23 protein-coding genes are annotated in these 25,212 nt (G+C 73.5%); 1 reads left to right on the forward strand and 22 read right to left on the reverse strand.

Annotation, left to right across the window (positions count from 1 at the left end; all coding sequences use genetic code 11):
• Nucleotides 1-43 precede the first annotated feature (43 nt).
• Nucleotides 44-739 (forward strand): LON peptidase substrate-binding domain-containing protein, encoded by a 696-nt coding sequence (locus ACIBJE_RS16900; protein ID WP_396749080.1) that lies wholly within the window; start codon nt 44-46, stop codon nt 737-739.
• On the opposite strand, the gene ACIBJE_RS16905 is transcribed toward ACIBJE_RS16900, so the two are convergent.
• The 22 genes from ACIBJE_RS16905 to ACIBJE_RS17010 form a co-directional block, all read right to left on the reverse strand.
• Nucleotides 654-1,556 carry a DUF2567 domain-containing protein gene (locus ACIBJE_RS16905; protein ID WP_396749082.1) on the reverse strand — a complete coding sequence of 301 codons (903 nt, stop codon included), beginning with the start codon at nt 1,554-1,556 and terminating at the stop codon, nt 654-656. The genes ACIBJE_RS16900 and ACIBJE_RS16905 overlap by 86 nt on opposite strands.
• A 56-nt stretch (nt 1,557-1,612) precedes the next feature.
• On the reverse strand, nt 1,613-3,340 hold the full coding sequence (locus ACIBJE_RS16910) for an AAA family ATPase (protein ID WP_396749085.1): 1,728 nt from the start codon (nt 3,338-3,340) through the stop codon (nt 1,613-1,615).
• Nucleotides 3,341-3,415: 75 nt separating this feature from the next.
• Nucleotides 3,416-4,426 (reverse strand): hypothetical protein, encoded by a 1,011-nt coding sequence (locus ACIBJE_RS16915; protein ID WP_396749088.1) that lies wholly within the window; start codon nt 4,424-4,426, stop codon nt 3,416-3,418.
• A 54-nt stretch (nt 4,427-4,480) separates the two neighbouring features.
• The gene (locus tag ACIBJE_RS16920; protein WP_396749090.1) at nt 4,481-5,422 is read right to left on the reverse strand and encodes an RluA family pseudouridine synthase; all 942 of its coding nucleotides are present in this window, start codon (nt 5,420-5,422) and stop codon (nt 4,481-4,483) included.
• Nucleotides 5,419-6,096, reverse strand: coding sequence for a signal peptidase II (gene lspA, locus ACIBJE_RS16925; protein WP_396749093.1), 678 nt, complete (start codon nt 6,094-6,096; stop codon nt 5,419-5,421). Before lspA ends, ACIBJE_RS16920 begins: the two co-directional genes overlap by 4 nt.
• Before the next feature lie 66 nt (nt 6,097-6,162).
• Nucleotides 6,163-6,579 carry a TraR/DksA family transcriptional regulator gene (locus tag ACIBJE_RS16930; protein WP_396749095.1) on the reverse strand — a complete coding sequence of 139 codons (417 nt, stop codon included), beginning with the start codon at nt 6,577-6,579 and terminating at the stop codon, nt 6,163-6,165.
• Between the two features lie 221 nt (nt 6,580-6,800).
• Nucleotides 6,801-8,303: a potassium/proton antiporter gene (locus tag ACIBJE_RS16935; RefSeq protein ID WP_396749097.1), complete on the reverse strand. Its 1,503-nt coding sequence runs from the start codon at nt 8,301-8,303 to the stop codon at nt 6,801-6,803.
• Nucleotides 8,304-8,325: 22 nt separating this feature from the next.
• Nucleotides 8,326-8,631, reverse strand: a complete 306-nt coding sequence (locus tag ACIBJE_RS16940) for a DUF167 domain-containing protein (RefSeq protein WP_396749099.1) — start codon at nt 8,629-8,631, stop codon at nt 8,326-8,328.
• 9 nt (nt 8,632-8,640) lie between these two features.
• On the reverse strand, nt 8,641-9,282 hold the full coding sequence (locus ACIBJE_RS16945) for a hypothetical protein (protein WP_396749101.1): 642 nt from the start codon (nt 9,280-9,282) through the stop codon (nt 8,641-8,643).
• Between the two features lie 48 nt (nt 9,283-9,330).
• A complete protein-coding gene (locus tag ACIBJE_RS16950) occupies nt 9,331-10,131 on the reverse strand; it encodes a DivIVA domain-containing protein (RefSeq protein ID WP_396749103.1) in 801 nt (266 codons plus the stop codon).
• 52 nt (nt 10,132-10,183) lie between these two features.
• The gene (locus ACIBJE_RS16955) at nt 10,184-10,483 is read right to left on the reverse strand and encodes a YggT family protein (protein WP_145836246.1); all 300 of its coding nucleotides are present in this window, start codon (nt 10,481-10,483) and stop codon (nt 10,184-10,186) included.
• Between the two features lie 29 nt (nt 10,484-10,512).
• Entirely contained in the window at nt 10,513-11,223 is a 711-nt protein-coding gene (locus tag ACIBJE_RS16960) for a cell division protein SepF (protein ID WP_396749105.1), read from the reverse strand.
• Nucleotides 11,224-11,408: 185 nt separating this feature from the next.
• Nucleotides 11,409-12,155 carry a YggS family pyridoxal phosphate-dependent enzyme gene (locus tag ACIBJE_RS16965; protein ID WP_396749108.1) on the reverse strand — a complete coding sequence of 249 codons (747 nt, stop codon included), beginning with the start codon at nt 12,153-12,155 and terminating at the stop codon, nt 11,409-11,411.
• Nucleotides 12,156-12,164: 9 nt separating this feature from the next.
• A complete protein-coding gene (gene ftsZ, locus ACIBJE_RS16970; RefSeq protein WP_396749111.1) occupies nt 12,165-13,280 on the reverse strand; it encodes a cell division protein FtsZ in 1,116 nt (371 codons plus the stop codon).
• A 241-nt stretch (nt 13,281-13,521) separates the two neighbouring features.
• Nucleotides 13,522-14,337 carry a cell division protein FtsQ/DivIB gene (locus tag ACIBJE_RS16975; RefSeq protein ID WP_396749114.1) on the reverse strand — a complete coding sequence of 272 codons (816 nt, stop codon included), beginning with the start codon at nt 14,335-14,337 and terminating at the stop codon, nt 13,522-13,524.
• Nucleotides 14,334-15,881: a UDP-N-acetylmuramate--L-alanine ligase gene (gene murC / locus ACIBJE_RS16980; RefSeq protein ID WP_396749117.1), complete on the reverse strand. Its 1,548-nt coding sequence runs from the start codon at nt 15,879-15,881 to the stop codon at nt 14,334-14,336. The genes ACIBJE_RS16975 and murC overlap by 4 nt, the downstream gene beginning before the upstream one ends.
• A gap of 112 nt (nt 15,882-15,993) precedes the next feature.
• A complete protein-coding gene (gene murG, locus ACIBJE_RS16985) occupies nt 15,994-17,100 on the reverse strand; it encodes an undecaprenyldiphospho-muramoylpentapeptide beta-N-acetylglucosaminyltransferase (RefSeq protein WP_396749119.1) in 1,107 nt (368 codons plus the stop codon).
• Nucleotides 17,100-18,512: an FtsW/RodA/SpoVE family cell cycle protein gene (locus ACIBJE_RS16990; RefSeq protein ID WP_396749266.1), complete on the reverse strand. Its 1,413-nt coding sequence runs from the start codon at nt 18,510-18,512 to the stop codon at nt 17,100-17,102. Before ACIBJE_RS16990 ends, murG begins: the two co-directional genes overlap by 1 nt.
• Nucleotides 18,513-18,778: 266 nt before the next feature.
• On the reverse strand, nt 18,779-19,903 hold the full coding sequence (gene mraY, locus ACIBJE_RS16995; protein WP_396749121.1) for a phospho-N-acetylmuramoyl-pentapeptide-transferase: 1,125 nt from the start codon (nt 19,901-19,903) through the stop codon (nt 18,779-18,781).
• Nucleotides 19,900-21,297 (reverse strand): UDP-N-acetylmuramoyl-tripeptide--D-alanyl-D-alanine ligase, encoded by a 1,398-nt coding sequence (gene murF / locus ACIBJE_RS17000; protein ID WP_396749124.1) that lies wholly within the window; start codon nt 21,295-21,297, stop codon nt 19,900-19,902. Before murF ends, mraY begins: the two co-directional genes overlap by 4 nt.
• Entirely contained in the window at nt 21,294-22,811 is a 1,518-nt protein-coding gene (locus ACIBJE_RS17005) for a UDP-N-acetylmuramoyl-L-alanyl-D-glutamate--2,6-diaminopimelate ligase (RefSeq protein ID WP_396749126.1), read from the reverse strand. The genes murF and ACIBJE_RS17005 overlap by 4 nt, the downstream gene beginning before the upstream one ends.
• A 118-nt stretch (nt 22,812-22,929) precedes the next feature.
• Nucleotides 22,930-25,209, reverse strand: coding sequence for a penicillin-binding transpeptidase domain-containing protein (locus ACIBJE_RS17010; protein WP_396749128.1), 2,280 nt, complete (start codon nt 25,207-25,209; stop codon nt 22,930-22,932).
• Between the last annotated feature and the right edge of the window lie 3 nt (nt 25,210-25,212).

The following is a 25,212-nucleotide window of genomic DNA, read 5'->3' on the forward strand; positions in this document are numbered from 1 at the left end:
TGAGGCGAGCCACGCCCCACCGGATCGGGCTACCCTCGACGGCGTGACCGCACGGCTGCCGGTGTTCCCACTCCAGACGGTGCTCTTCCCCGGGCTGGTGCTGCCGCTGCACATCTTCGAGGAACGGTACCGCGCGCTGATCCGTCACCTGGTCGCCCGCCCCGAGGGCACGCCCCGGGAGTTCGGGGTGGTGGCGATCGAGCGGGGCTCCGAGGTGGCCCCGCCCGGCGGGTCACCGCCGGGGCTGGCCGGGATGACGCTGCACGAGGTGGGCTGCACGGCGGAGCTACGGCAGATCACCGAGCTGGCCGACGGCGGTTTCGACGTGGTGACCGTGGGCCGACGACGGTTCCGGCTGGCCGGGATCGACGAACACGCCGCGCCGTACCTCACCGCCGACGTGGAGTGGCTGCCCGAACCGGAGGAGGCCGACGAGAGCACCGGCCTGCTCGCCGCCCGGGTGATCGCGGTCTTCCGGCAGTACCTCACGCTGATCCGGCCCGACCCGGAGGCGATCGCCGAGCAGTTGCCCGACGACCCGACGGTGCTCTCCCACCTGGTCGCGGCGACCGCCGCGCTGACCGTGGCCGATCGTCAGCGGCTGCTCGCGATCGACGACACCGCCGGCCGGCTCCGCGCCGAGCTGCGGCTGCTCAACCGCGAGGCGGCTCTGCTGCGTCAGGTGCGGGCGGTTCCGGTGCCGCTGCGGGAGCTGGCGTCCCCGCCGGCACCCAACTGACCTGGTCCGGCTCCGGACGCAGCGACGGCCACCGCGACCAGCCGGCCAGCAGGGTGTACGTCACGGCGACGGCGAACGCCGGCAGCAGCAGGTTGCCGTGCGGCACCGGCAGCACGCCGAGCAGCTGGTCGACGCCGCCCGCACGCAGGTCGGCCGGCTTGTCGAAGTGCCGCCCGGCGGGTGCCTCGACCAACAGCCGCTGGAACTTCTCCAGCCCGATCCGCCGGCCCAGCTGCCAGGCCACCACGGCCGCGCCCAGGCTGCCCAGGACGCCCGCGAGCAGCCCCAGCGGGCCCCGGTGCCGGCGCAGCAGGAACCACAGGCCGAGTGCCACGAGCACCCCGAACCCGAGCCCGAGGAGGCTGAACCAGCCGTCTGCCGCGATCGGCTGCTCCGGTTGGGCCTCGGCGTAGACCGCCCCGTCGGAAGTCTTGATCACCGGTGTGCCCGGGGCGAGAGCGGCCCAGAGCAGCCCGAGGGGAACACCCAGCAGGGTCAGCAGCCCGATCGTGCCGGCCGTCCGGGTCAGCACCCGCCGCACGGGCGTGCCGTCCGTCCCGTCGGGGTCGGGTGCCACGCCGGTGCCGTGCTGTCCGCCGGTGCCGTCCGGTCCGTCGGGGTCGGCCGGCACGTCGGGGTCGTCCGGTCCGCCGGGGTCGTGCTGTCCGCCGGGGTCGGCCGGCACGTCGGCCCCGGCCGCTCCGCTGGCGCCAGCGGGTGGCGCGGCGGCCGGCGAGCCGGCGGCGCCGGCAGGCGGAGGGTGCGCCGCGTCGGCGGGGTCGACGGGGCGGTCGGGATCGGGGACGGCCGGGCTCACCCGGTGATCCTCTCAGGCAGCCCGACGTGGTGGCACGCCGGTGGCCGACCACGAGGTCACCGGGCGAAGGGCTCCAGCATCGCCGCAGCGGCGCGCAGCCACGCCTCGCGGGTCGCCGGCTGGAGCTGGTGGTACTCGATCGACGAGCCGGTCTCCAGGGCCGGGTCGTACGGCACCACGGCGACCGCCCGGGTGCGGGTGGCGAAGTGCCGTTGCAGGTCGTCCAGGAGCGGGGAACGGTCCGGGTTGGGACAGGAGAGCAGGGTGATGGCGTTGTCGGCCAGCTCGCCCATCCCGACCTCGTGCAGCAGGTCCAGCATCCAGTCCGCACTGAACGCCGCGTCCTCCCGGGGAACGGTGGTCAGCACGAGCTGGTCGGCGGCGTGCATGACCGCCCGCCAGTTGGGGCTCTCCACGTTGTTGCCGGTGTCCACGCAGATCACGTCGTGGGTGCGGCGGAGCAGGTCGAGCACCCGCTGGACGGTGTACTTGTCGAGCTTCTGGGCGAAGCGGGGACTCTCCTCCCCGGCCAGGACGTCGTACGAGCCGTCGGACGCGTGCCGCAGGTAGTCGTCGAGCTGTTCCACCAGGTCGGGGCCCTGGCTGATCTCGATCGAGGCCAGGTCGGCGATGAGGTGCCGGATGGTCCGGGCGTGCCGGGCGCTGCCGGCGCGCAGCCCGAGGGTGCCGCGCAGCTCGTTGTCGTCCCACGCCAGCACGCCACGCCCGCGCACGCTGCCCACGGTCGCGGCGGCCAGCACGGTGGCGGTGGTCTTGTGCACCCCACCCTTCGGGTTGGCGAAGGCGAGCACCCGCGGGGTGCCGAAGTCGCGGCGCAGGATCGCCGCGGCCCGCTCCTGCTCGCTCTCGACGGTCTGCGGGCGCCACTCCAGCCGGGCCGGGTAACCCCGGTCGACGACCGCCGGCACCGCCGCCCGGGCCACCGGCGGCGGGTACGCGGGCTCCGGCGGGCGGTGGCCGCTCTCCAGCGCCGGGTAGCGGCCCTCGGCGGGGTAGGGGTTGTGCCGGTACTGCTCCAGCAGCGCGTAGCGGGACTGCACCGGCGGGGAGGGCTCCGCGCGGTACCCCGGCTCGACCGCTGGGGCCGGCTCGGGCTGGTAGGTCCGTTCGGTGGGGTAGGCCGGCTCCGCCCGGTAGCCCGGCTCGGCCGGATAGGCCGGTTCCGCCGGGTAAGCCGGCTCGACGGGGTACGCCGGCTCAGCCGGATACGCCGGCTCGACAGGGTATGCCGGTTCGGGCTGCCGGTAGGCCTGCGGGGCCTGGTAGCCGTCGTCGGACCGGTAGCCGGAACCCGCGCGATAGCCGGGCTCGGCGTCGGCGTGGTAGCCGGGCTCGGCGTCGGCGCGATAGCCGGGCTCGGCGAGGTAGGGCGACTCGGCCGGATAGGTCGTTCCGCCCTGGTAGACCGGTTCCGCGCGATACCCGGGCTCGGACCGGTAGCCGGGGTCGGCACGGTACGCCGACTCGACCGGGTGAACGGGCTCCGCCGGATACCCCGGCTCCGACCGGTACTCCCCGCCGTACACCGGCTCGACCGCCCGCGCCCGCCCGGCGTAACCGTTGCCGCCACCCCGTCGGGGCAGTGGGTCCGGTGCCGGCGGCAGGAACGGTTCGTCCACCTCCCGGTCGGCCTCGACCTGCTCCCCGCTGCCGCGGCCACCGAGCCGGGCCCGGTCGAGCAGCGTGCGCCAACGCGGTGCTGGTTCGGCTGACCGACCCCAACCGGTCTCGGTGCCGTCCAAGGCTCGCCCTCCCAGCGCCATCGATCTCCGCCTGACAGGCTACGAAGCCAACCCTATTCGGACCACACCGGTACGCGCACCTCCCCGTCGCCGGTCTCACGGCGTCGGTTCGGAATCGTGCCCGTCGATCGGCCGGGACGTGTCGGCCCCGGACCGCTCCGACCCAGGCGTGGTCGCCCCGCCCGAACCGGCCGGACTGGTCGGCGCGGTCGAAGCCGGGGCGCTGGTCACGGTACCTCCCGGCGTCGCGATGGGTGCGGGGCGGCCGGTGGTCGGGGACGGCGGCGCGGTCGGCAGCCGCTCGTCGGCGGGCGGGCGGACCAGGTCCTCCTGCTCGGGCAGGGGCGGGGTGAAGACCGTCCGGTCCAGCCGCTCGATCTCCGGTGCCGGGTCCACCGCCCGGACGCCCGGGCGGGCCGCCACCGTCCGCAGCCGGGCCGGCTCGGCCCGGACGACCGCCGCGTACACGCAGGAGCAGCCGGCCCGGTACGCCGCCGCCTCGACCGCCGCCACCTCCGCTCCACTGTCGTAGAGCTGGCGCAACTCCCGCTCACGCGGCCCGTCGCCGGTCAACTCCGCGCCGCGGGCCCGGTAGTCGGCCGCTTCCCGGTCCTTGCGGTCGGCGAGCTCGACCATGCCGGCACGCACGTCCTCGGGCACGCGTAGTGCCGGAATACGCACGATCTGAGTCTGCCGGCCGGGCAGCGGCACCCGTCCGAAGACCGCGGAGACCGGGACGTCCCCGAGCACCGGGGCGAGCCGCTCGGGCGGCAGGTACTCCGCCAGGGACACCAGCGCCCAGGTCGACCCGGCGGGCGCCGACGGAGCCGGGTCGGGCAGCGCGGCGAGTTCGTCACCGGCGGAGCGGAGGTAGCCGGGGATCGAGTCGCCCTCGCCCACCCCGACCCGGGTCACCTCCCCCACCGTCCGGTCGCCGACCGGCGGGCGGCCGGTGGCCCAGACCGCGGTGAGCAGGACCGCGCCCACCGAGACGAGCGCGACCCAGCCCAACAGCCGCGGCCGGGGACTGTCCCGGCCGGTCAGGGCCCGGACCAGCGGCGGCAGGAACCGCTGGTCCAGTCGGCGCAACAGCTCACCGGCACGCACGGGTGACCGCCCCTCGTCGGATGGGTTACCGGTGGACCGCCCGTGGCCGGCACGTCAGTCGCGCAGGCGTCCCAGCGCGCGATCCAGGTCGTCAGGGTAGTCGCTGACGAAGCGGACCTCGTCCCCCGTTCGGGGGTGCAGGAAGCTCAACGCGCGGGCGTGCAGCCACTGCCGGGACAGGCCGAGGCGGGCCGACAACGTGGGGTCGGCGCCGTAGGTTAGGTCGCCCACGCAGGGATGGCGCAGCGTCGAGAAGTGCACCCGGATCTGGTGGGTCCGGCCGGTCTCCAGCCGGACGTCGACCAGGCTGGCCGCCGGGAACGCTTCGATGGTGTCGTAGTGGGTGACGCTCGGCTTACCGCCGGAGACCACCGCCCAGCGGTAGTCGTGGTGCGGGTGCCGGTCGATCGGGGCGTCGACGGTGCCGCTCAGCGGGTCGAGGTGCCCCTGCACCACCGCGTGGTACTGCTTGTCGACCTCGCGGTACTTGAAGGCCCGCTTCAGCGCGGTGTACGCCTGCTCGCTCTTGGCCACCACCATGATCCCGGTGGTGCCCACGTCCAGCCGGTGCACCACCCCCTGCCGCTCGGCCGCGCCGCTGGTGGAGATCCGGTGACCGATCCCGGCGAGCCCGCCGATCACGGTCGGACCGGTCCAGCCTGGGCTGGGATGGGCGGCCACCCCCACCGGCTTGTCCACCACCACGATGTCGTCGTCGGCGTAGACCACGCGCAGCCCCGGCACCGCCTGCGGCACCACGGTCGGCGCGGCGGCCGGCGCGGGCAGGGTCACCTCCAGCCAGGAGCCCGCCTTGACCTTGTGCGAGTTGGCCCGGACCACCCCGTCGACCAGCGCGTCGCCCGCGTCGACCAGGGCCGCGGCGGCGGTACGGGAAAGCCCGAACAGCCGGGCCACGGCCTGGTCCAGCCGCATGCCGTCGAGGCCGTCGGGAACCGGCAGGGACCGCTGGTCACCGCCACCGTACGCAGTCGTCATGCCCGCTCCCCCAACTCGACGTCGGTGCTCTCCCGGCGGTCCTCGGTCGGGGTCGTCTCCCGCCGCGCGGAACCGTCGGTCGTCTCCTTCGGGCTTCCGGCGGCCGGCGCGGGGTCGCCCGCGCGGAGCCGGGTGCCGTCGCGCTGCCGGCCGGTGAGTTCGAGCACGACGGCCAGCGCCACCCCGCAGACCAGCGCGCTGTCGGCGAGGTTGAACACCGGCCACACCCGGCCGTACGGGTCGAAGAGGCTCACCATGTCGACCACGTGGCCCACGAAGTGCCCCGGTGCCCGGAAGATCCGGTCGGCGAGGTTACCGAACGCGCCACCGAGCACCAAGCCGAGCGAGAGCCCCCAGGGCACCGACCGCAGCCGCAGCGCCATCCAGCCGATCCAGCCGACCACCGCGATGGTGATCAGCGAGAAGACCCACGTGTGGTCGGCACCGAGGCCGAACGCGGCACCGCTGTTGCGGGTGATGGTGAGGTAGACCGTCCCACCGAGCAGGCGGACCGGGTCACGGTCGTCCAGTGTGGCCAGCGCGAGGTGCTTGGTGGACAGGTCGGCCAGGAAGGCGAGCCCGGCGGTGCCGGCGAGGACCACGATCGCGCGGCGTCCGGGCCCGCCACCGCCCGGCTCGGCGGTTCCGGGCCCGTCCGGCCCTGCTGCCGTCATGTGCTCCCCATCGACGCTCTGCGGTGATCGCTCACCGACCTCGACCCGGTCGCCGGGGAGCACGCCTCAGCGCCGCTCCTCCAGCTGCTTGCAGGTCACGCAGAGGGTGGCCGACGGGAAGGCGGCGAGCCGCTCCACCGGGATCGGGTTGCCGCACCGCTCGCACCAGCCGTAACCGCCCTCGTCGAGCCGCTCCAGTGCCCGCTCGACCTGCGTGATCCGCTCCAGGATGCTGTTGGCGAGAGAAATCTCCTGCTCCCGCTCGAAGGTCCGGGAGCCGGTGTCGGCCGGATCGTCGCCGGCCGAGTCGGTCAACCGGTCGCGCTGGAGTTCGGTGATCTCGCTCAGGGTCTGATCGTACTCGGCGCGCAACTCGTCACGCCGTGCCGCCAGAGCCGCCCGGATCTTCTCGGTCTCGGCGGCGCTGCGGGAGGACTTCGCCGTCGACTTCCGGCCGGCGGTCCTGGTGTCTGGCTTCGCCATCGTCACTCCCTCGGCTGCGGCACCCGCGGCGGTTCCCGGTGCCTGGACGGGGGTCGCCGACGATGGCGTCCCCCATGAACAAAAGGGGCGCGCGACAGCGGTCGCGCACTCCAGAGATTCGCAAGAATACGGAACGTACAGGCGTCCGACAACGTGCCGCACCGATATCCCGTATTTCATCCCCGAACAATCCTCAATCGGAGCAAAAGGACGATAGCAGGTCAATCGCCGCCATCGTCGCCGGTTTCGCCGAACCACCGGGCCAACCGGCCCCGCCGGCTGACCGCCCGCAGCCGCCGCTCCGTCTCGTCCCGCACCTCGGCCGTCGCCACGATCAACAGGCTGTCCCCGACCTTCAGCCGGGTGTCGGGGCCGGGCACGAAACCGGTGCCGTCCCGCAGCACCAGGGTCACCGACGCTCCGAGCGGCAGCCGCAACTCGTCGACGTGCACCCCGGCCAGCCGGGAGCCGGCCGGCACCTCCAACTGGAGCAGGTCCGCCCGCATCCGCTCCAACGGGGCCGTCTCGACCCGGATCTCCGCCGGCTCGGCCGGCGCGGTCACCCGCAGCCGGCGCGCGACCGGGGCCAGTGTCCCGGCCTGCACCAGCGTGAAGATCACCACGAGCACGAAGACCGAGTCGAAGAGCCGGTCCGCACCGGGCACCCGCGCGGAGAGCGGAATGGTGGCGAGCACGATCGGCACCGCGCCCCGTAGCCCGGCCCAGGAGAGGAAGGCCTGCTCCCGTACTCCGAACCGGAACGGCAGCGCCGCGGCGGCCACGCTGAGCGGCCGGGCCAGGAAGAGCAGCGCCAGACCCGCCACCACGGCCGGCAGGATCGCCTCGTCCAACCGGGCCGGGGTCACCAGGAGCCCGAGCAGCACGAAGAGGCCGATCTGGGCCAGCCAGGCCAGTCCGTCGGCGAAACCGAGGATCGCCTGCCGGTGCGGCAGCCGGGCGTTGCCGAGCAGCACCCCGGCCACGTAGACGGCGAGGAACCCCGAGGCGTGCACCGACGCCCCGACCGCGTACGCCAGCACGGTGAACCCCACCACCGCGATCGGGTAGAGCCCCGCCGAGGGCAGCGCGGCCCGGCGCAGCGCCAGGCGGCCGAGGTGTCCCGCCGCGAAGCCCACCGCCGCCCCGACGGTCAGCTCGTAGCCGACCAGGAGCAACTCGTACCACCACGGGTGGGGCAGCGGGAAGCCCCGGGACAGCAGCACCACCAGCAGCACCGCCGGGGCGTCGTTCATCCCCGACTCGGCCTCCAGAGTGGCCACCAGGCGCGGCGGCAGGCGCAGCCGGCGCAGGGTGGCGAAGACCGCCGCCGCGTCGGTCGAGGAGAGCACCGCGCCGTAGAGGAGCGCGAGCCGCCAGTCCAGGCCGAGCAGCAGGTGGACGGCGATCCCCACCACCAGGATGCTCACCAGCACTCCCACCGTGGAGAGCGCGGTGGCCAGCCCGAGCACCGGACGCAGGGTGCTCCACCGGGCGGTGAGTCCACCCTCCGCGATGATCACGATGAGCGCGCAGAAGCCGAGCATCCGGGTCAGCTCGGCGTCGTCGAACCGGATGCCCAGGCCGGACCGGCCGATCACCATGCCGAGCGCCAGGTAGACCAGGAGGCTCGGCACACCCAGTCGGGAGGAGAACCGGACTGCCCCGATGGCGACCAGCAGGACCGCCGCGCCGACCAACAGCGCGACGTCCAGGTCGTGCGTCACGAACGTCCGCCCTGGAGGGCCGTCACCCGTCCGGTCCGTCGCGCAGCCGGGACAGCAGCGCGGACACGGCCGGTTCGGCGCGCGCCACCAGGAAGAGCTTGTCGCGGCTCGCCGCGCCGGCGCGCAGTGACACCACCGCCGGTCGTACGCCGAGCGCCTGGGCCAGCGCCTTCCGGGCCGCCTCGGTCGCCCGGCCGTCCACTGCGGGGGCGTTCACCGCGATGACCAGGGCCGGACCGTGTGGACCGTCGAACCGCCCACCCACCCGCGCGCGGGACGCCCCGGGCTTGACCCGCACCGCGACGGTCAGCGTCTCCTCCCCGGCCACGGCGACCGGTCAGGACGGACGAGGGTCGGCGAGCAGGACGGTGTCCGGCGTGCAGTCCGCACAGGGGGTGAAACCCAACTCGACCGCCTCGGAGGCGGGCAGTGGCTCGGGTTCCCGGCCGAGCAGGTGCGGGCAGTCGGCGACGTGGTAGCGGGGCCGGCCGTCGACCACCAGGACCTCGGTGTCGAGCCGGGCCACCCGGGCCGCGTCGGTCGGGGAGACCTGTTGCACGGCGGGCTCGTCGTCCGCCGATTCCGGGTCGTCGTCCCGCGTCTCGGGGACCGACGAACCGGACGGGTCCGGCGGCTGCTCCCGTCCGGCCACCGGTGACCCGGGCGGTTGCCGCCACCCGCTGCCACCGGTGCCGTCCGTCGCGGGGGCGAACTGGGCCGGTACGGTCTGCCCGGCGGTCCGCCGGGAGTCGGTCGCTGTCGCTCCGGCCGCCGCCGGCTCACGCCGACGGTCGGTCGAGCCTGCCGGATCCGCCGCGGCGCGTGCGGTGGCCACCTGGCGGGCACCCACCACGAGAGCCACAGCAGCCAGGAGGCTGGCCCCGATGGAGGCGACCAGCAGGACGCTGGATCCGCTGACGAGGCCAGCCACCAGGAGCACGACGGCGACGAAGATGAGCAGGAGACTACCGACTATCACGGCTCACCCCCGTCGCGTCGTCCGATCCGGGTCAGCTGGGCGCCGGGCTCAGTGGCCGGCTTCGAGGGCGTTGGAGCGGCCCCCGCTGTACGACCCGCCGAGGCCGGCGGCGGCCAGGCCACCGTTGCCGACGCTGCGGCCACCCTCGGTGCGGGTGATGTCCGCCTCCAGGTCCTGGCCCCGGGCCCCGAGGTCACGCAGCTGGCTCTCCAGGTAGGCCTTGAGCCGGGTGCGGTACTCGCGCTCGAACTGCTTGAGCTCCTCGATGTGCTTCTGCAGGGAGGTGCGCTTGGCGTCCAGTCCGCCCATCGCCTCCTGGTGCCGCTGGCGGGCGTCCCGCTCCAACGCGTCGGCCTTGTTGCGAGCCTCGCGGGTGACCTCCTCAGCCTTCGTCCGGGCCTCGGAGAGGAGCTGGTCGGCCTCGCGGCGGGCGTCGGAGAGGTGGTCGTCGGCGGTGCGCTGGGCCATCATCAGCACCCGCAGCGCCTGCTGCTCGCCGTCCCCGCCAGCGGCCGGGGCACCCTGGGAGCGGACCTGCTCCAGCTCGGCCTGCATCGCGCGGGCGGCCTGCTCGGCGGCGGCCTTGTCCCGCTGGATCCGGTCGAGCTGGGCCTTCACGTCGTTCAGCTCGGCGGCGAGCCGGGGGTCGGCACCGGGGCCGGCCGGGGCGGCACCACGACCACCGCGCTCCACCTGGGCGCGGAGCTCGTTGTTCTCCTCGATCAGACGGGCCAGCTCGCGCTCGACCTCGTCCAGGAAAGCGTCAACCTCCTCCTCGTCATACCCCCGCTTGCCGATCGGCGGCTTTTTGAAGGCGACGTTGTGGACGTCGGCCGGGGTCAGCGGCATCGAAACTCCTCGGGTCAGTTGCGGCCGCGTAGCGGGCTGGGTCACCGGGTGTTCACCCGAGGATCAGCCGCCTTAACACGAACTCCATCAGCACGAACAGGATAACCAGGAGCACAAGGGAAGCCAGGTCGATGCTCACGGTACCAATCCGCAGCGGAGGGATCACCCGCCTCAACGCCTTGAGAGGCGGATCAGTGACGCTCCACACGGATTCCAGTCCCGCCGACGCTCCCCGACCGGGCTGCCAGCGGCGACCGTACTGAAGGACGGCGCTGAGCACGAAGCGGGCCAGGAGGAGGAGCAGGAAGACGTACAGGATCAGATACAGCACCTGGAGCAGGATCGACAACACGGTAGGCGACGTCCCTCGGTCGGGGGGTGTTAACCCAGGCTGAAAAAGCCACCCTCAGCGATCTTGGCCTTGTCCTCCGCGGTGACCTGGACATTGGCCGGCGAGAGCAGGAACACCCGGTTGGTCACGCGCTCGATCGTACCCCGCAGCCCGAACGCCAGACCGGCGGCGAAGTCCACCAGACGGCGGGCATCCGCCTCGTCCATCTCGGTGAGGTTGATGATCACCGGAACGCCGTCCCGGAAGTGCTCGCCGATGGTCCGGGCCTCGCGGTAGGTCGTCGGGTGCAGCGTCGTGATCTGGTAACGCTGCTCCTCCTCGGCGACCACGGTCCGTTCCCGGGGCTGCGTCTGGGGCGCCAGGGCGAGATTGTCCCGGGTGTGGTACGCCACGCCGGAGGTCTCGCCCCCACCGCCGGACCGGGTGATCGAGCGGACACTGGCCCGCTCCGCACGCTCCGACCGATCGGCACGCTCCAGCCGGTCGGCGTCGGCTCGGTCACTCTCCGTACGGGCGGTCGCCCGCTCGGTCAGCCGGCTCCGCTCGCCCGCGCGCGGCCGGGGGGCCGGCGGGTCGTCGGTGTCGTCGTCATCGTCGTCGGCGAACTCCTCGGCGTACCGGCTCTGCCGGTACCGCGACTCGCGGTAGCCACCCTTCTCGTAGCCACCGTCGTCGTAGCCCCGCTCGTCGTCCTCCTCGACGAGACCGAGCCAGACCCCCGCCTTGCGCAGTGCACCCATCGCCGCGCCCTTCCGTCCGCCGTGCGGCACGCCCCCGTGCCCGTGTCGCGTGTCGCGTGTGGGACTCCCCTTTGCCCACCGGACCGGGCCGGCAACCGCAGCGGACGATTCGCGGTCGTCCGCCTGACCCCCGGCCTGGGACGCCGGCCCAAACAACACCGATGTAATTTGCCTTCCCGCGAAGGCTACCGCAGCGTGGGACGCATTCCGAGCAATGCGCTGCCGACGCGGACATGTGTCGCGCCGTATCCGATCGCGACCTCCAGGTCGCCACTCATGCCGGCGGAGAGCGCGGTGGCTCCCGGATGGACGGCCCGGAATCCCTCGGCCACCTCGGCGAGCCGGGCGAACGCCCGCTCCGGCTCCCACCCCAGCGGCGCCACCGCCATCAGCCCGGCCAGTCGCAGCGGCGCGGCCCCGGCCACCGCCCCGGCCACCCGGAGCAGGCCCCGGTCCGGGTCGGCGGAGTCCGGCAGCACCCCACCCCGGGCCGGGTCCCCGTCGATGCTGACCTGCACCAACGTGTCCAACGGCCGGTCCCGTTCCGACCCGGCCGCGGCACCGAGCGCGTCGGCCAGCCGGACGCTGTCCACCGAGTGGACCACGTCGGCGTAACGGACCACCGACCGGCACTTGTTGCGCTGGAGCTGCCCGATGAAGTGCCACCGGGGGTGCGCCCCGGCCGCCGCCACCTCGGCGGCCTTGGCGGACGCCTCCTGGTCGCGGTTCTCCCCCACGTCCACGACACCGAGCCCGGCCAGCGCGAGCACGTCACCGGCCGGGTAGGTCTTGGTCACCGCGATCATCGTCACCTCGGCGCGGTTCCGCCCGGCGGCGGCACAGGCCTCGGCGATCCTCGCCCGGACGCGGGCCAACCCGGCGGCGAGTTCGGCGCGGCGGTCGGGGCGTACCGGGGTGGTTCGTTCGGTCATGGGCGCGTCTCAGGACCCGTTCTTGAGGAAGTCGGGCACGTCGACGTCGTCGAAGAGCACCCGACGCGGCGACTGGCTGGACGGGGGCATCGTGGCCTGCTGCGGGGTCGGCGCGGGCGGGGTGGTCGGCTGGTTCTGGTTGGACTTGCGTCCCGACTCGACCGCTTTGTAGGCCGGCGTACCACCGTCGAAGCCGGCGGCGATCACGGTCACCCGCACCTCGTCGCCGAGCGCGTCGTCGATGACCGCGCCGAAGATGATGTTCGCGTCCGGGTGGGCCGCGTCGGTGACCAGCTGGGCCGCGTCGTTGATCTCGAACAGGCCCAGGTCGGAGCCGCCGGCGATGGAGAGCAGCACGCCGCGCGCCCCGTCCATGCTCTGCTCCAGCAGCGGGCTGGAGATGGCCGCCTCGGCCGCCTCGACCGCGCGGTTCTCGCCCCGGGCGCTGCCGATGCCCATCAGCGCGCTACCCGCGCCGCTCATCACGCTCTTGACGTCGGCGAAGTCCAGGTTGATCAGACCGGGCGTGGTGATCAGGTCGGTGATGCCCTGGACACCGGAGAGGAGCACCTGGTCCGCCTGGCGGAAGGCGTCCATCATGCTGATACCCCGGTCACCGAGGGCCAGCAGCCGGTCGTTCGGGATGACGATCAGCGTGTCGCACTGGTTGCGCAGTTCCTCTATACCGGCCTCGGCCTGCACCTGCCGCCGCTTGCCCTCGAAGGAGAACGGCCGGGTTACCACACCGATGGTCAGCGCACCCAGCTTGCGGGCGATGTTGGCCACCACGGGCGCGCCGCCGGTGCCGGTGCCGCCGCCCTCGCCGCAGGTCACGAAGACCATGTCGGCGCCCTTGAGCACCTCCTCGATCTCGTCGCGGTGGTCCTCGGCGGCGTTCTTGCCCACGTCGGGGTTGGCGCCCGCGCCGAGCCCCCGGGTCAGCTCCCGGCCGACGTCGAGCTTGACGTCGGCGTCACTCATCAGCAGCGCCTGCGCATCGGTGTTGATCGCGATGAACTCGACGCCCTTGAGCCCAACCTCGATCATCCGGTTGACGGCGTTGACCCCGCCGCCCCCGATGCCGACGACCTTGATGACCGCCAGGTAGTTGTGCGGAGGTGTCATCTCCGGTCCTTTCCCTTCGAGATTGGCCACGCCGACCGACGGCTCGCCCCGGATCGCCGTCGACGTCAACTATCACCCGTGAAGACGAAGGGCTAACCTTCACCCTCTACTAGAGGCTTACAGTTATGTCAACTATTGATCCTCTTCCGGGCAACGTAAGCGTCCCCGCGCGATGAGCCAAGGACCTGACCGGCGTGTCGCCGTGGAGAGCGGGCAGGCTCACCCTCTCCGGCCTCCCAGTTCACCGAAAGGTCACCACGTCGGGGGCGCTGACGTCGATGGTGTCGGCATCCCGACCGAGCAGAGTGGTCGCCACCCGGGCCTTGTCCTCGCCCCGGGTCGCGTCGCCCCAGACGACCGTCCGCCCTTCGGAGAGCCGGACCGTGATCCGGGCCAGCCCCTCCACCGTGACGTCCACCAGCGCTTCGCGCAGCTGCGGAGTGAGCACGGCGAGCACGTCCAGCGCCGCCCGGGTCTCCGGGTCGTCCGGGCCGGGGCGGGCCACCCGGGCCAGCGGCAGGCCCTCCGGGCGCCTCGGTTCCGTCCGGAACGCCACCCCGAACCGGTCCACCACCACGAACCGCTCGCCCTGGGGGATCACCGCCACCGGCGTCCGCTCCACCACCCGCACCACCAGCGCACCCGGCCAGTCCCGGGTCACCGTGGCCCGTTCCACCGGTGGCAGCTCGCCGATCCGGTCCGACATGGCCGCCAGGTCGACCCGGGCCAGCGGGACGCCGTCCGGCACCGCCGCCGCCTGCCGGACCTGCACCGGGGTGACCAGTTCGGCCCCGACCACCCGCACCTCGCGCACCCCGAACAGGCCGGTGCCGAGCAGCACCCAGGCGACCAGCATGGCCAGCACCAGCACCCCGCCCGCCACCGCCCACGGCAGTGCGGCGCGCAGCCGGCGCTGCCGGGCCCGTTGCATGAACCGGCGGGTCGACGGTGGCACCGCGTCGGTGCCGGCCCGGACCAGCTGCCACCGGCGGACCGGTCCGCGCCGTCCGCCGGGCTCCGTGCCGGCCGTCCGTCCCCGCGCCGGGCCGGGACTCATCCGGCCGTGGGCGACGTGCCGTCCGGACCGGCGGCCGGGGCGTCCCCGACGGCGTCGGTCACCGGGGCGGTGGTGGTGCCGACCGGGGCCTCGGAGACCGTCGGGCCGGCCGCGCCGGGATCGCCGGTCCGGGCCAGCAGCGCGTCGAGGAGCTGGTCGCCCATCAGCGAGATCGGCGGCGCGCCCATGGTGACCACCACGTCGCCGGGTCGGGCCCGCCGGGCCACCTCCACCGGCGCCTCGTCCCACGAGTCGACGAAGACCTTCCGCTCGGCCGGCAGGTCGATCGCCTCGACCAGGGCGGCCGACCCCTCCCCCGGCTGGCGCAGCTCACCGGGGCCGAAGACCTCCAGCAGGACCACCTCGTCGGCGACGGCCAGCCCCTCGGCGATCTCCGCCTGGAGGTCACGGGTGCGGTAGAGCCGGTAGGGCTGGAACACCACGATCAGCCGGCCCTCCCCGGCCACCTCGCGCAGCGTCCGCAGCGCCAGGGTGATCGAGGTCGGGTGGTAGGCGTACTCGTCGTAGACCAGGACGCCGTCGGCGACGCCCTTGCGTTCGAACCGCCGCCGTACGCCGGGGAAGGCCGCGAGCGCGTCCGTGCTGGCGGTCAGCGGCAGGTCCAGCAGGTACGCGGTGAGCACCGCGGCGGCGCTGTTGAGTCCCATGTGGCGGCCGGGCACCGGCAGGCGGATCTCGCCGAGCCCGCGTCCGTCCACCTCGGCCAGGTAGCGGACCCCCCGGGCCGACGACGACATGCCGGTCAGCCGCAGGTCGGCGTCGGGCGACTCGCCGTACGTGTACACCCGGCGGCCCTCGGCCCGCAGCGTCGCGGCCAGGTCCCGGGTGGCCGGGTCGTCGGCGCAGGTGACGATGAAACCCGCCGGGTCGGTGAGCCGGGCGAACTCGGCGAAGGCCTCCTTCAGCGTGGCGAAGTCACCGTAGGTGTTGAGGTGGTCAGGCTCGATGTTGGTGATCACCGAGACGAACGGCCGGTAGATCAGGAACGACCGGTCGCTCTCGTCGGCCTCCACCACGAAGTACTGCCCGGTGCCGTGGTGCGCACCGGAGCCCACCTCGGAGATCTCCCCGCCGATGACGAAGGACGGATCCTCCCCGGCCTGCTGGAGCACCATGGTCGCCATCGAGGTGGTGGTGGTCTTGCCGTGGGTGCCGGCGATGGCCACCGCCCGCCGGCCGGTCATCGCCGCCGCGAGCGCCTCGGAACGGTGCAGCACCCGCAGGCCGCGCCGCCGGGCCTCCACCATCTCCAGGTGGTCCGCCGGGATGGCCGACGAGTAGACGACGGTGTCCACACCGTCGAGGTTGGTCGGCTCGTGGGTCATGTGGATGGTGCCGCCCAGCGCGCGCAGGCCGGCCAGCGAGGGCCACTCCCGCAGTTCGCTGCCGGTGGTGCGGATGCCCCGGGTGAGGAAGAGCCGGGCGAGGCCGCTCATGCCGACCCCGCCCACGCCGATCAGATGGATGGTGCCCAGGTCCTCGGCGGTCAGTGTGCCGGCCGGGGAGAACTGCGCGGTGTTCATGGGAGGTACCTTCCCGTCGCGGCGGCCCGGGTCACCGGACCTGTGGTATTCGCCCGGCTCACCATGTCCACGAGGGCCGCCCGGCCCACCAGGCCCATGGTGGTCGCCCGGCTCACCGGGCCACCGCCTCGTAGACGAATCGGAGCAGCGCCTCGTCGCCGTCGCGCCGGCCGTAGTTGGCGGCGGCGGCGCCCATCGCGGCGAGTCGGTGCGGGTCGCGGATCAGCGGGATGACCGTCCGCTCGACCCAGTCCGGGGTGAGCTCGGCGTCGTCCACCAGCAGCCCGCCGCCGGCCTCGACCACGGGCAGCGCGTTGCGCTTCTGTTCCTGGTTGCTGTGCGGGTACGGCACGTAGATGGTGGGCAGGCCGATCGCGGCCACCTCGGCGCAGGTCATCGCGCCGCCCCGGCCGAGCATCAGGTCGGCGGCGGCGTAGCCCAGCTCCATCTCGGACAGGTAGGGCAAGGTGACGTACGGCACCGGCAGGTCGGAGGGGACCGGCACCGGCTCGTTGCGGGCGCCGATCACGTGCAGCACCTGCACGCCGTAGCGGGCCAGCTCCTTCGCCGCCCCGGAGACCGCCAGGTTGATCGAGCGGGCCCCCTGCGAGCCACCCGCGACGAAGAGCACCGGCAGGTCGGGACGGAGCCCGAACCGGGCCCGGGCGGCGTTGCGGTACGCGACCCGGTCCAGTCCGGCGATGCCGCGCCGCAGCGGCACCCCGACCACCCGGGCCTCCCGCAGCGCCTCGGCCTGCTGCGGCTGGTGCGGGAAGCCCACCGCCACGTGCCGGGTGAACCTCATGCCGAGCCGGTTCGCCACCCCTGGCGGCACGTTGACCTCGTGGATGACGATCGGCAGGTCCCGCCGCCAGGCGGCGAGGTAACCGGGCACCGAGACGTATCCGCCGAAGCCGACGACCACGTCGGCGCGTACCTCGTCGATCACCGCTCCGGCGGCGCGGGCCGCGGTCCACATCCGACCGGGGGTACGGACCAGGTTCATGTTGACCGAGCGCGGCAGCTGGTAGGCGGGGATCGTGCGCAGATCGTAGCCGTGCGGCGGGATCAGCTCGTTCTCCAGGCCCTTCGGTGTGCCCAGGCAGGTGATCCGGACGTTCGGGTCGTGCCGGCGGAGGCAGTCGGCGAAGGCGAGCAGCGGGTAGATGTGTCCCCCGGTGCCCCCTCCGCAGAGCACCACCGAACGCAGCGGACCCATCAGCGTCTCCTCTCACTGGCCGACCCGGCGCGGGTCCGGGTGCCCCGGCCACCGCGCGGCGCGGTCTCGTCGTCGTCCTTCCGCCGCGTCCGCGCCCGGGGTACGGACCCACGGTCGGCCGGAGGCGTCGCCGGCCGGCGCCGCCGGCCGGGAAGCGGCGGCAACGGGGCCCACACTAGTCGGACCCATCGGGCGGGCGGACGGGCGTGCAGGGCCCGCGCGGCGTCCGGCTCGGCACGGGCGAAGGAGGCGAGCATCCCGATCGCGGCGAGGGTGACCACCAGGGCGCTGCCGCCGTCGGAGATGAACGGCAGCGGCAGGCCGGTGATCGGCAGCAGCCCCACCACCCCACCGATGTTGATCACCGCCTGGCTGACCAGCCAGGTGGTGACGGCGGCGGCGGCGAGCCGCCGGAACGGGTCCTCGACCCGCCGGGCGATGCGCAGCCCGGTGTACGCGAGCACCGCGAAGAGCACCAGCACCACGACGCAGCCGACCACCCCGAGCTCCTCGGCGATGACCGCGAAGATGAAGTCGTTGTTGGCGGCGGGCAACCAGTCCCACTTGGTCCGGCTCTGGCCGAGCCCGGTGCCGAACCAGCCACCCAGGTCGATGGCGTAGCGGGCCTGCGCGATCTGGTAGCAGCCATCGATCTTGCACTCGTCGGGCGGCGGCGGGTCGATGAACATGGTCAGCCGGGCGAGGCGGTAGTTCTCCTCGCCCCGCTCGCCGGAGCCGGCGCCGAGCGAGGCGACCGCCACCAGCAGGCCGACCCCGATCAGGCCGACCACGGAGAGCACGGCGAAGACCCGCTTGCGGACCCCGGCCGCCCAGAGCAGGCCGATCACCAGGGCCAACAGGCAGAGCATGGTGCCCAGGTCGTTGTAGCCGACCAGGACGAAGAGCAGCCCGACCACCGGGAAGAGCGGAGTCGCCAACTCCTTCCACCAGCCCAGCCGGACGCCCTTGCGGGCCACCACGTCGGCGCCCCAGAGCACCATGGCGAACTTGGCCAACTCGGAGGGCTGCAACCCGATCGGTCCCAGGTAGAGCCAGAGCAGCTCCGCCTCGAACGGACCGATCTTCGACGCGGTGTCGAACAGCCTGCCGTAGACCAGCAACAGGTTGAGCAGCACCAGCAGCGCCACCGACAAGCCGAGCACCGGCCCGCCGAGCACCCGGAAGGTGCGGGCCGGCAGCCGTTGGCAGGCCCAGAAGGCGACGATGCCGATCACCGCGAAGATCGCCTGCTTGGTGAGCGCGGCGAAGGCGTTCCCCTCCTCGGCGTACGCCTTCACGCTGGTCGCGGAGAAGACCATGGTCAACCCGATGACCAGCAGCAGGCCGGCGCTGGAGATCAGCAGGTAGTAGGAGGCCAGCGGTCGGGCGAGCAGGCCGCGCAGCGCCGCCAGCCCACCGGCGGCGTCCAGGCCGCGCAGCGGCGCGGGCGGGTCGGCGGTACGCCCCGCGGCGGCTCCCCGCAGCTGCCCGTCGACCGTCCTGGTGTTTCCTCGGTCCTCCCCCACCCGCCCATCATCGCCGCTGGCGTCGCCCGCTTCGCGCGGAACCCCCGACTCTCGGCGTGTCGGGTTGTCGCCCGGGTGGTTGCAGGGGTCCCCTGCTACTGCTTTTCGCGTAACAAGGGTCCCCTGCTACCACCCGACGGGCCCGACGGGCGTCAGCCGACGTTGGCGAGGAACTCGCTGTAGAAGAGGCCGAGCGCGATGGCCACCCCGATCCCGGCGATAATCCAGAAACGGACCACGATGTTGACCTCGCTCCAGCCGGCCAACTCGAAGTGGTGCTGGAGCGGGGACATCCGGAACACCCGTTTACCGGTGGTCTTGAAGGAGATGATCTGGATGACCACCGACATGGTGATGATCACGAACAGCCCACCGATGATCGGCAGCAGCAGCACGGTACGGGTGGACATCGCCATGCCGGCGATCAGCCCGCCCAGGCCGAGCGCGCCGGTGTCACCCATGAAGATCCGGGCCGGCGAGGTGTTCCACCAGAGGAAGCCGACACACGCCCCGGCCGCCGCGCCGGCGATCAGCGCGATCTCCAGCGGGTCCCGGACGGTGTAGCAGTAGTCCTCGGTGTAGTTCGGGTCGGCGCACCAGTGCCGGTACTGCCAGAACGCGATCAGCGCGTAGGCGGCCAGGACCATCACCGACGCGCCGGTGGCGAGACCGTCCAGACCGTCGGTGAGGTTGACGCCGTTGGTGGCCGCCATCACCACGAAGATGAAGATGACCACCGAGGCGACCTTGCCGACCTCCAGCGCCGGGATGTCCCGGATGAAGCTCAGGGTGGTGCTGCCGACGGTCTCGACGTTGGTGATCGCGCCGCTCGCGTCGGTCATGCTGCTGGGGAAGTAGAGCGCCACCACCCCGAAGACCGCGCCCACCAGGATCTGGCCGATCAGCTTTGCCCGCGCGCTGATGCCGCCGCTGTTGCGCTTGCGGACCTTGACGAAGTCGTCGACGAAGCCGACCGCGCCGGAGAAGACCATCAGCCCCAGCAGCACCAGCGCGGTGATGGTCGGTTCGACCTGGGCGATCTGCTGGTCCGGCAGGGTGGTCAGGGCGAGGTGCCCGGCGACGTACGCGATGACCGTGGCGACGATGAACACCACGCCGCCCATCGTGGGCGTGCCCTTCTTGCCCTGGTTGCTGGCGAGCCCGATGGATCGGATCGGCTGGCCGGCCTTGAGCCGGGTGAACACCTTGATCGCGATCGGGGTGGTGAGGAGCGACACGAGGAAGGCCACCCCGATGGCCACGATGACGGCCCTCATGAGGCGTCCCCACCCCCGGTGTCGACGCGCAACGCGTCGGCTACCTCCCAGGTGCGGTACCGGGAGCCCTTGACCAGGACCACGTCCCCTGGCCGTAGCTCACTGCGCAGCACCTCGACGGCCGCTGCCTGATCGGTGAGCAGCACCGATTCTCCTCCCCAGTTTCCTACCGCTGTCGCGCCTGCTTGGATCGGTGCCGCCGCCGCGTCCACCACGAGCAGCCGGTCGACACCCAGTTCGGCCGCGAGCCGGCCGACCTCCCGGTGCCCGTCGACCTCGAACGGGCCCAGTTCGGCCATGTAGCCGAGCACCGCGATCGTCCGCCCGTCCCGGCGCATGCCGGCCAGCGCGCGCAGCGCGACCGCCATCGACGCCGGGTTGGCGTTGTACGAGTCGTCGATCACCGTCACCCCGTCGGGGCGGTCGAAGACGTCCATCCGCCGGGTCGAGACCAGCCCCAGCCCACCGAGCGCCTCGGCCAGCTCGGTCAGGGGCATGCCCAGTTCCCGGGCCACCGCCGCGGCGGCCAGCGAGTTGGAGACCTGGTGGCGACCGGTCAGCCCGAGCCGCACCGGGACGCTTCCCTCCGGCGTGACCAGGGTGTACGAGGGACGCCCACGCTCGTCCAGCGTCACGTCGGCGGCGCGCACGTCCGCGTCGACCGCCTCGCCGTAGCGGACCACCCGGCCCCGGGTGCGGTCCGCCATCGCCGCGACCAGCGGGTCGTCGGCGTTGAGCACGGCGAGCCCGTCGACCGGCAGCGCCTCGACCAGTTCCCCCTTGGCCAGGGCGATCGTCTCCCGGGAGCCGAACTCCCCGATGTGCGCCACCCCGACGTTGAGCACCACCGAGATCCGGGGCGGCACCACGTCGCAGAGGTAGCGGACGTGCCCCACCCCCCGCGCGCCCTTCTCCAGCACCAGGAACCGGGTCTCCGGCCCGGCCTGCAACGCCGTGTACGGGTGACCCAGCTCGTTGTTGAACGACCCGGGCGGGGCCACCGTCGGGCCGAGCCGGACGGTGAGCTGGGCGATCAGGTCCTTGGTGGTGGTCTTGCCGGAGGAGCCGGTGATGCCGACGACGGTCAGCTCCGGCAGCCGGTCCACCACGGCACGGGCGAGCCGGCCCATCGCGGCGAGCGCGTCGGCGACCAGCACCATCGGCACGCCGGGAACCTCCCGGGTGCCCAGGACGGCGACCGCGCCGTCGGCGACCGCCCGGGCCGCGTAGTCGTGCCCGTCGACCTTCTCCCCGTCGAAGGCGACGAAGAGCCCGCCGGGGCGGACCTTGCGGGAGTCGAACTCGACCGGGCCGCGCACCGTGGCGGTCGGGTCGGCGCCGACCAGCCGCCCGTCGACGGCGGTGGCGAGTTCGGCCAGCGTCAGCGCGATCATGGCTGCTCCACCCGGTCGCCGAAGCGGGCGCGCAGCGCGTCCGCCAGTTCCGTCCGGTCGTCGAACGGCAACACCTCGCCGCCGACCTCCTGACCGCGTTCGTGGCCCTTGCCGAGCACGGCCACCACGTCCCCCGGACCGGCCGTCCGGACCGCCTCGTCGATGGCGGCACGCCGGCCGGCCACGTCGCGAACGGTCACCGGCCGGGCGGCGGGCGCGCCGGCCGCCGTCTCGGCACCGGCCCGGACCTCGGCCCGGATCGCCGCCGGATCCTCGGTGCGGGGGTTGTCGTCGGTCACCAGGACCACGTCGGCCCCCTGCGCGGCGGCTGCCCCCATCACCGGGCGTTTACCCCGGTCCCGGTCCCCGCCGGCCCCGATGACGCAGATCAGCCGGCCGCCGTCGACGGTCAGCTCACGCAGGGCGGCCAGGGCCGCGACGATCGCGTCCGGCTTGTGCGCGTAGTCGACCACGCCCTTCACCGGGCCGGGCGCCCGGACCAGTTCCAGCCGCCCCGGCACGCCCGGGCAGTCGGCCACCCCGGCGGCGGCGGTGCGCGGGTCCACCCCGACCGACACCAGGCTGGCGAGGGCGAGCAGGGCGTTGGCGACGTTGTGCCGGCCGGGCAGCGCCACCCCGGCGGGAACGGTCAGCCCGTCCGGGCCGTGCGCGGTGAACCGCTGGGCGTAGCCGGCCTCGTCGACGTCCGAGGCCCACCAGGTGGCGGTCGGGTCGCCGGCCGCCGAGTAGCTGACCGTGGCCGGCGTGAACAGCGGACGCAGCGCCGGGTCGTCGAGGTTGAGCACCTCGGTCGCGCAGCGACCGTCGAAGAGTCGGGCCTTCGCGGCGAAGTAGTCGGCGGTGTCGGTGTGGAAGTCCAGGTGGTCGGAGCCGAAGTTGGTGTACCCGCCGACGGTGAACCGGACACCGCCGACCCGCCCCATGGCCAGCGCGTGGCTGGACACCTCCATGACCACCGCGGTCACCCCGCGTTCCCGGGCGGCGGCGAGCATGGCGTGCAGGTCGGTGGCCTCCGGGGTGGTCCGCACGCTGTCCACCACCAGGTCGCCGAGGCGGGTCTCCACGGTGCCGATCAGGCCGGTGGTGTGTCCGGCGGCGCGCAGCCCGGACTCGACCAGGTAGGCGGTGGAGGTCTTGCCGGCGGTACCGGTCACCCCGATGACGGTGAGCCCCTCGGTCGGGTCGCCGTAGACGGCGGAGGCGAGCGGGCCGAGCGCGTCGCGCGGGTCGGCGACGACCAGCGCCGGCAGTCCGGCGGCGGCCACCGCCGCCCGCCCGGCCTCGTCGGTCAGCGCGGCCACCGCCCCGGCCGCCGCCGCACCGGCGGCGAACTCCGCGCCGTGCCGGCGGGCGCCGGGCAGCGCGGCGTACAGGTCGCCGGGGCGAACCTCCTGGCTGGCGTGGGTCACCCCGGTCACCGGCACGTCCGCGGCCTGCGCCGGCGGCTCGACACCGAGTCGCGCGGCGAGCGCGCCGAGCCGGATTCCGATCACGGTACGAGGGCGTGGATTGCCGGGCACGGCGTCAGACCCTACCCGGTCGGTCGGCGGGGGCCGCACAGCCGCCCCGGTGGTTCGTCCCCACTCACCGATGATGTCCCGGTCTGCCTGGTCAGCGCGGATAGACCGTGAACTCCGGTCGCTTATCGCCGGTCGGGGGCACCTTGTAGTGACGCAGGGTGAACCCCATCATGTCGCGAAAGGCGGGACCGGCGATCGCGCCACCGCCACCGCCGGGGGTGTGCACGAAGACGGCGATCACGTAGCGCGGGTTCTCCGCCGGGGCCATCCCGATGAACGAGGCGACCTCGCCGGGCTGCTTCTTCCCGTCGACCAGTCGCCAGCCGGTGCCGGTCTTGCCGGCGACGCGGTAGCCGGGGATGGCGGCGGTGACGCCGGTGGCGTCCTCGACGGTGGTCACCGCCTCCAGGATGGTACGCAGCGCCGCGGCGTTCTCCGGGCTGAGCACCGACCGGGTGACCGGCGGCTTGGTCGGGGTGCGCCTGCCGTCCGGGTCGATGGTCTCCTTGACCAGGCGGGGCTGGACCCAGGTGCCGTTGTTGGCGATCGCCGCGTACACGGCGGCCATCTGCAACGGGGTGGCGTCCACGCTGTGCCCGATCGGCACCGACCCGTACGACGAGTCGCTCCACTCCGACGGCGGCAGCAGCCGGCCGGGCGCCTCGCCGGGCATGCCCACCTCGGTCCGCTTGCCCAGCCCGAAGCGCTGCTGGTACTCGTACAGCTTCTCCTTGCCGAGCCGGTCGGCGATCGTGATGGTGCCGACGTTGGAGGAGTAGGCCATCATCCCCGGCAGGCTCATCCGCTGGCCGTTGGCGCGGTGGGTGTCGGAGAACCAGGTGTCCCCCCTGAGGATGGAGTTCGGCACCGGGAACGTCGTCTGCGGCGTGATCACGCCCTCCTGGAGCGCCGCGCCGAAGGTGATCGCCTTGTGCACCGAGCCGGGGTCGACCACGAAGCTGGTGGCGGCGTCCTCCCGGTCGGTGGGCTTGCTCTTGGTCGGGTCGGCGGCGTTGTAGGTGGGGTGGCTGGCCTGGGAGAGGATCTCGCCGGACGGGATCTCCATGACGACCGCCGCGCCGGTGCTGCCGCTGACCTTCGCCACCTGGTCGCTGAGGATCTCCTGCGTCCGGTACTGGAGGTCCCGGTCGATGGTGAGCCTGACCGAGCTGCCCGGCTGCGCCTCGGTGGTCTCGCTGCGGCCGCCGGGGATCGGCGCGTTCAGGTCGCCCGCGCCGACCTCGAAGATCCGTTTGCCGTCCTCGCCGCCGAGCAGATCGTCGTAGCGCGCCTCCAGCCCCTCCAGCCCGACCATGTCCTGGCTGGTGAAGCCGATCAGGTTCGCCCCCAGGTCGCCCCCGGGCACCTCGCGGCGCTCGTCCCGGTGCGCGCCGATGCCGCGCAGTTCCAGCTCCATGATCTTATTGGCGGTGTCGATGCTGACGCCCCGGGCGAGGTATTCGAACTCGGACTCCTTGCCGTCGTCACGGACGCGCGGCGCCATGCGCTCGGCCAGTTTGGAGGCGGGGATGCCGAGCAGTGGGGAGAGGGCCTTGGCGGTGGCCGGGACGTCCTTGACTCGGGTCGGGTCGGCGAAGATGTACCGGGCCTCGACGCTGTGCGCCAGCGGGTTGCCGTCCCGGTCGTAGATCGCGCCGCGCGCCGCCGGCAGGGTCACCTTGCGCAGCCGGTCGGCGACGCCGCCGCCGGCGTACGCGGGAGCCTCCACGGCCTGGAGCGCGACCAGGCGGATGCCGATGACGGCGAACAGGGCGAGGGTGAGGACGGTGCCGAGCCGCAGCCGTCGGCGCGGGTCGGCGAGCAGCGGCGGACGGCGCGGCTTGCGGACGGGCCGTCGCGCGGCGGTCGCCGGCCGTGGGGTACGGCGACGGGGCGGCGTGGCCTCCTCGGCGCCCGGACCCCGGGTGCCGGCCGGGTCGACGGTGCGGATCACGGTGGTACGGGCGGCCGGCGCGGCCCGGCGACCGGTACGCCCGGCCCCGGTCCGGCCCCCGTCGACCACCTGGAGGGCCGGGCGGAACGGGTCGGCGGAACGTGTGCCACGCGGGTTGCGGCGCTGGTCAGCGCCGGTGGTGCGGCGGGCGGCGGCGGTGCGTTCCTCACGCTCGCTGCGACCCGGCAGCCCCGACTGGCGGGCGCCGCGGTCGTCCCGGCCGGTCCCCCGCGCGGCTCCGGCGCGCTCCTCGCGGCTTTCCCGGACGGTGCGGCCCCGAGGCGTGTACGACCGGGCGTCGGAGATCCCGCCGACGCCCGGCTCACGCGGCTCGCCACCCCGGTTCCCGGCGGCACGCGACGAACCGCGCCGGGAGCCTGTGGCGTCCCGGCGCGGTTCCTCTGGTCTCGGGGCCACGGG

Origin of the sequence: Micromonospora sp. NPDC050187 (assembly GCF_044459745.1) — a bacterium.
Taxonomy (GTDB): Bacteria; Actinomycetota; Actinomycetes; order Mycobacteriales; family Micromonosporaceae; genus Micromonospora.

Coding starts and splice junctions, on each gene's coding strand:
- ACIBJE_RS16910 (WP_396749085.1), bottom strand. CDS start 3,340: ATGGCGCTGGGAGGGCGAGCCTTGGACGGCACCGAGACCGGTTGGGGT.
- ACIBJE_RS16920 (WP_396749090.1), bottom strand. CDS start 5,422: ATGACGACTGCGTACGGTGGCGGTGACCAGCGGTCCCTGCCGGTTCCC.
- lspA (WP_396749093.1), bottom strand. CDS start 6,096: ATGACGGCAGCAGGGCCGGACGGGCCCGGAACCGCCGAGCCGGGCGGT.
- ACIBJE_RS16930 (WP_396749095.1), bottom strand. CDS start 6,579: ATGGCGAAGCCAGACACCAGGACCGCCGGCCGGAAGTCGACGGCGAAG.
- ACIBJE_RS16950 (WP_396749103.1), bottom strand. CDS start 10,131: ATGCCGCTGACCCCGGCCGACGTCCACAACGTCGCCTTCAAAAAGCCG.
- ACIBJE_RS16960 (WP_396749105.1), bottom strand. CDS start 11,223: ATGGGTGCACTGCGCAAGGCGGGGGTCTGGCTCGGTCTCGTCGAGGAG.
- ACIBJE_RS16965 (WP_396749108.1), bottom strand. CDS start 12,155: ATGACCGAACGAACCACCCCGGTACGCCCCGACCGCCGCGCCGAACTC.
- ftsZ (WP_396749111.1), bottom strand. CDS start 13,280: ATGACACCTCCGCACAACTACCTGGCGGTCATCAAGGTCGTCGGCATC.
- ACIBJE_RS16975 (WP_396749114.1), bottom strand. CDS start 14,337: ATGAGTCCCGGCCCGGCGCGGGGACGGACGGCCGGCACGGAGCCCGGC.
- murC (WP_396749117.1), bottom strand. CDS start 15,881: ATGAACACCGCGCAGTTCTCCCCGGCCGGCACACTGACCGCCGAGGAC.
- murG (WP_396749119.1), bottom strand. CDS start 17,100: ATGGGTCCGCTGCGTTCGGTGGTGCTCTGCGGAGGGGGCACCGGGGGA.
- mraY (WP_396749121.1), bottom strand. CDS start 19,903: ATGAGGGCCGTCATCGTGGCCATCGGGGTGGCCTTCCTCGTGTCGCTC.
- murF (WP_396749124.1), bottom strand. CDS start 21,297: ATGATCGCGCTGACGCTGGCCGAACTCGCCACCGCCGTCGACGGGCGG.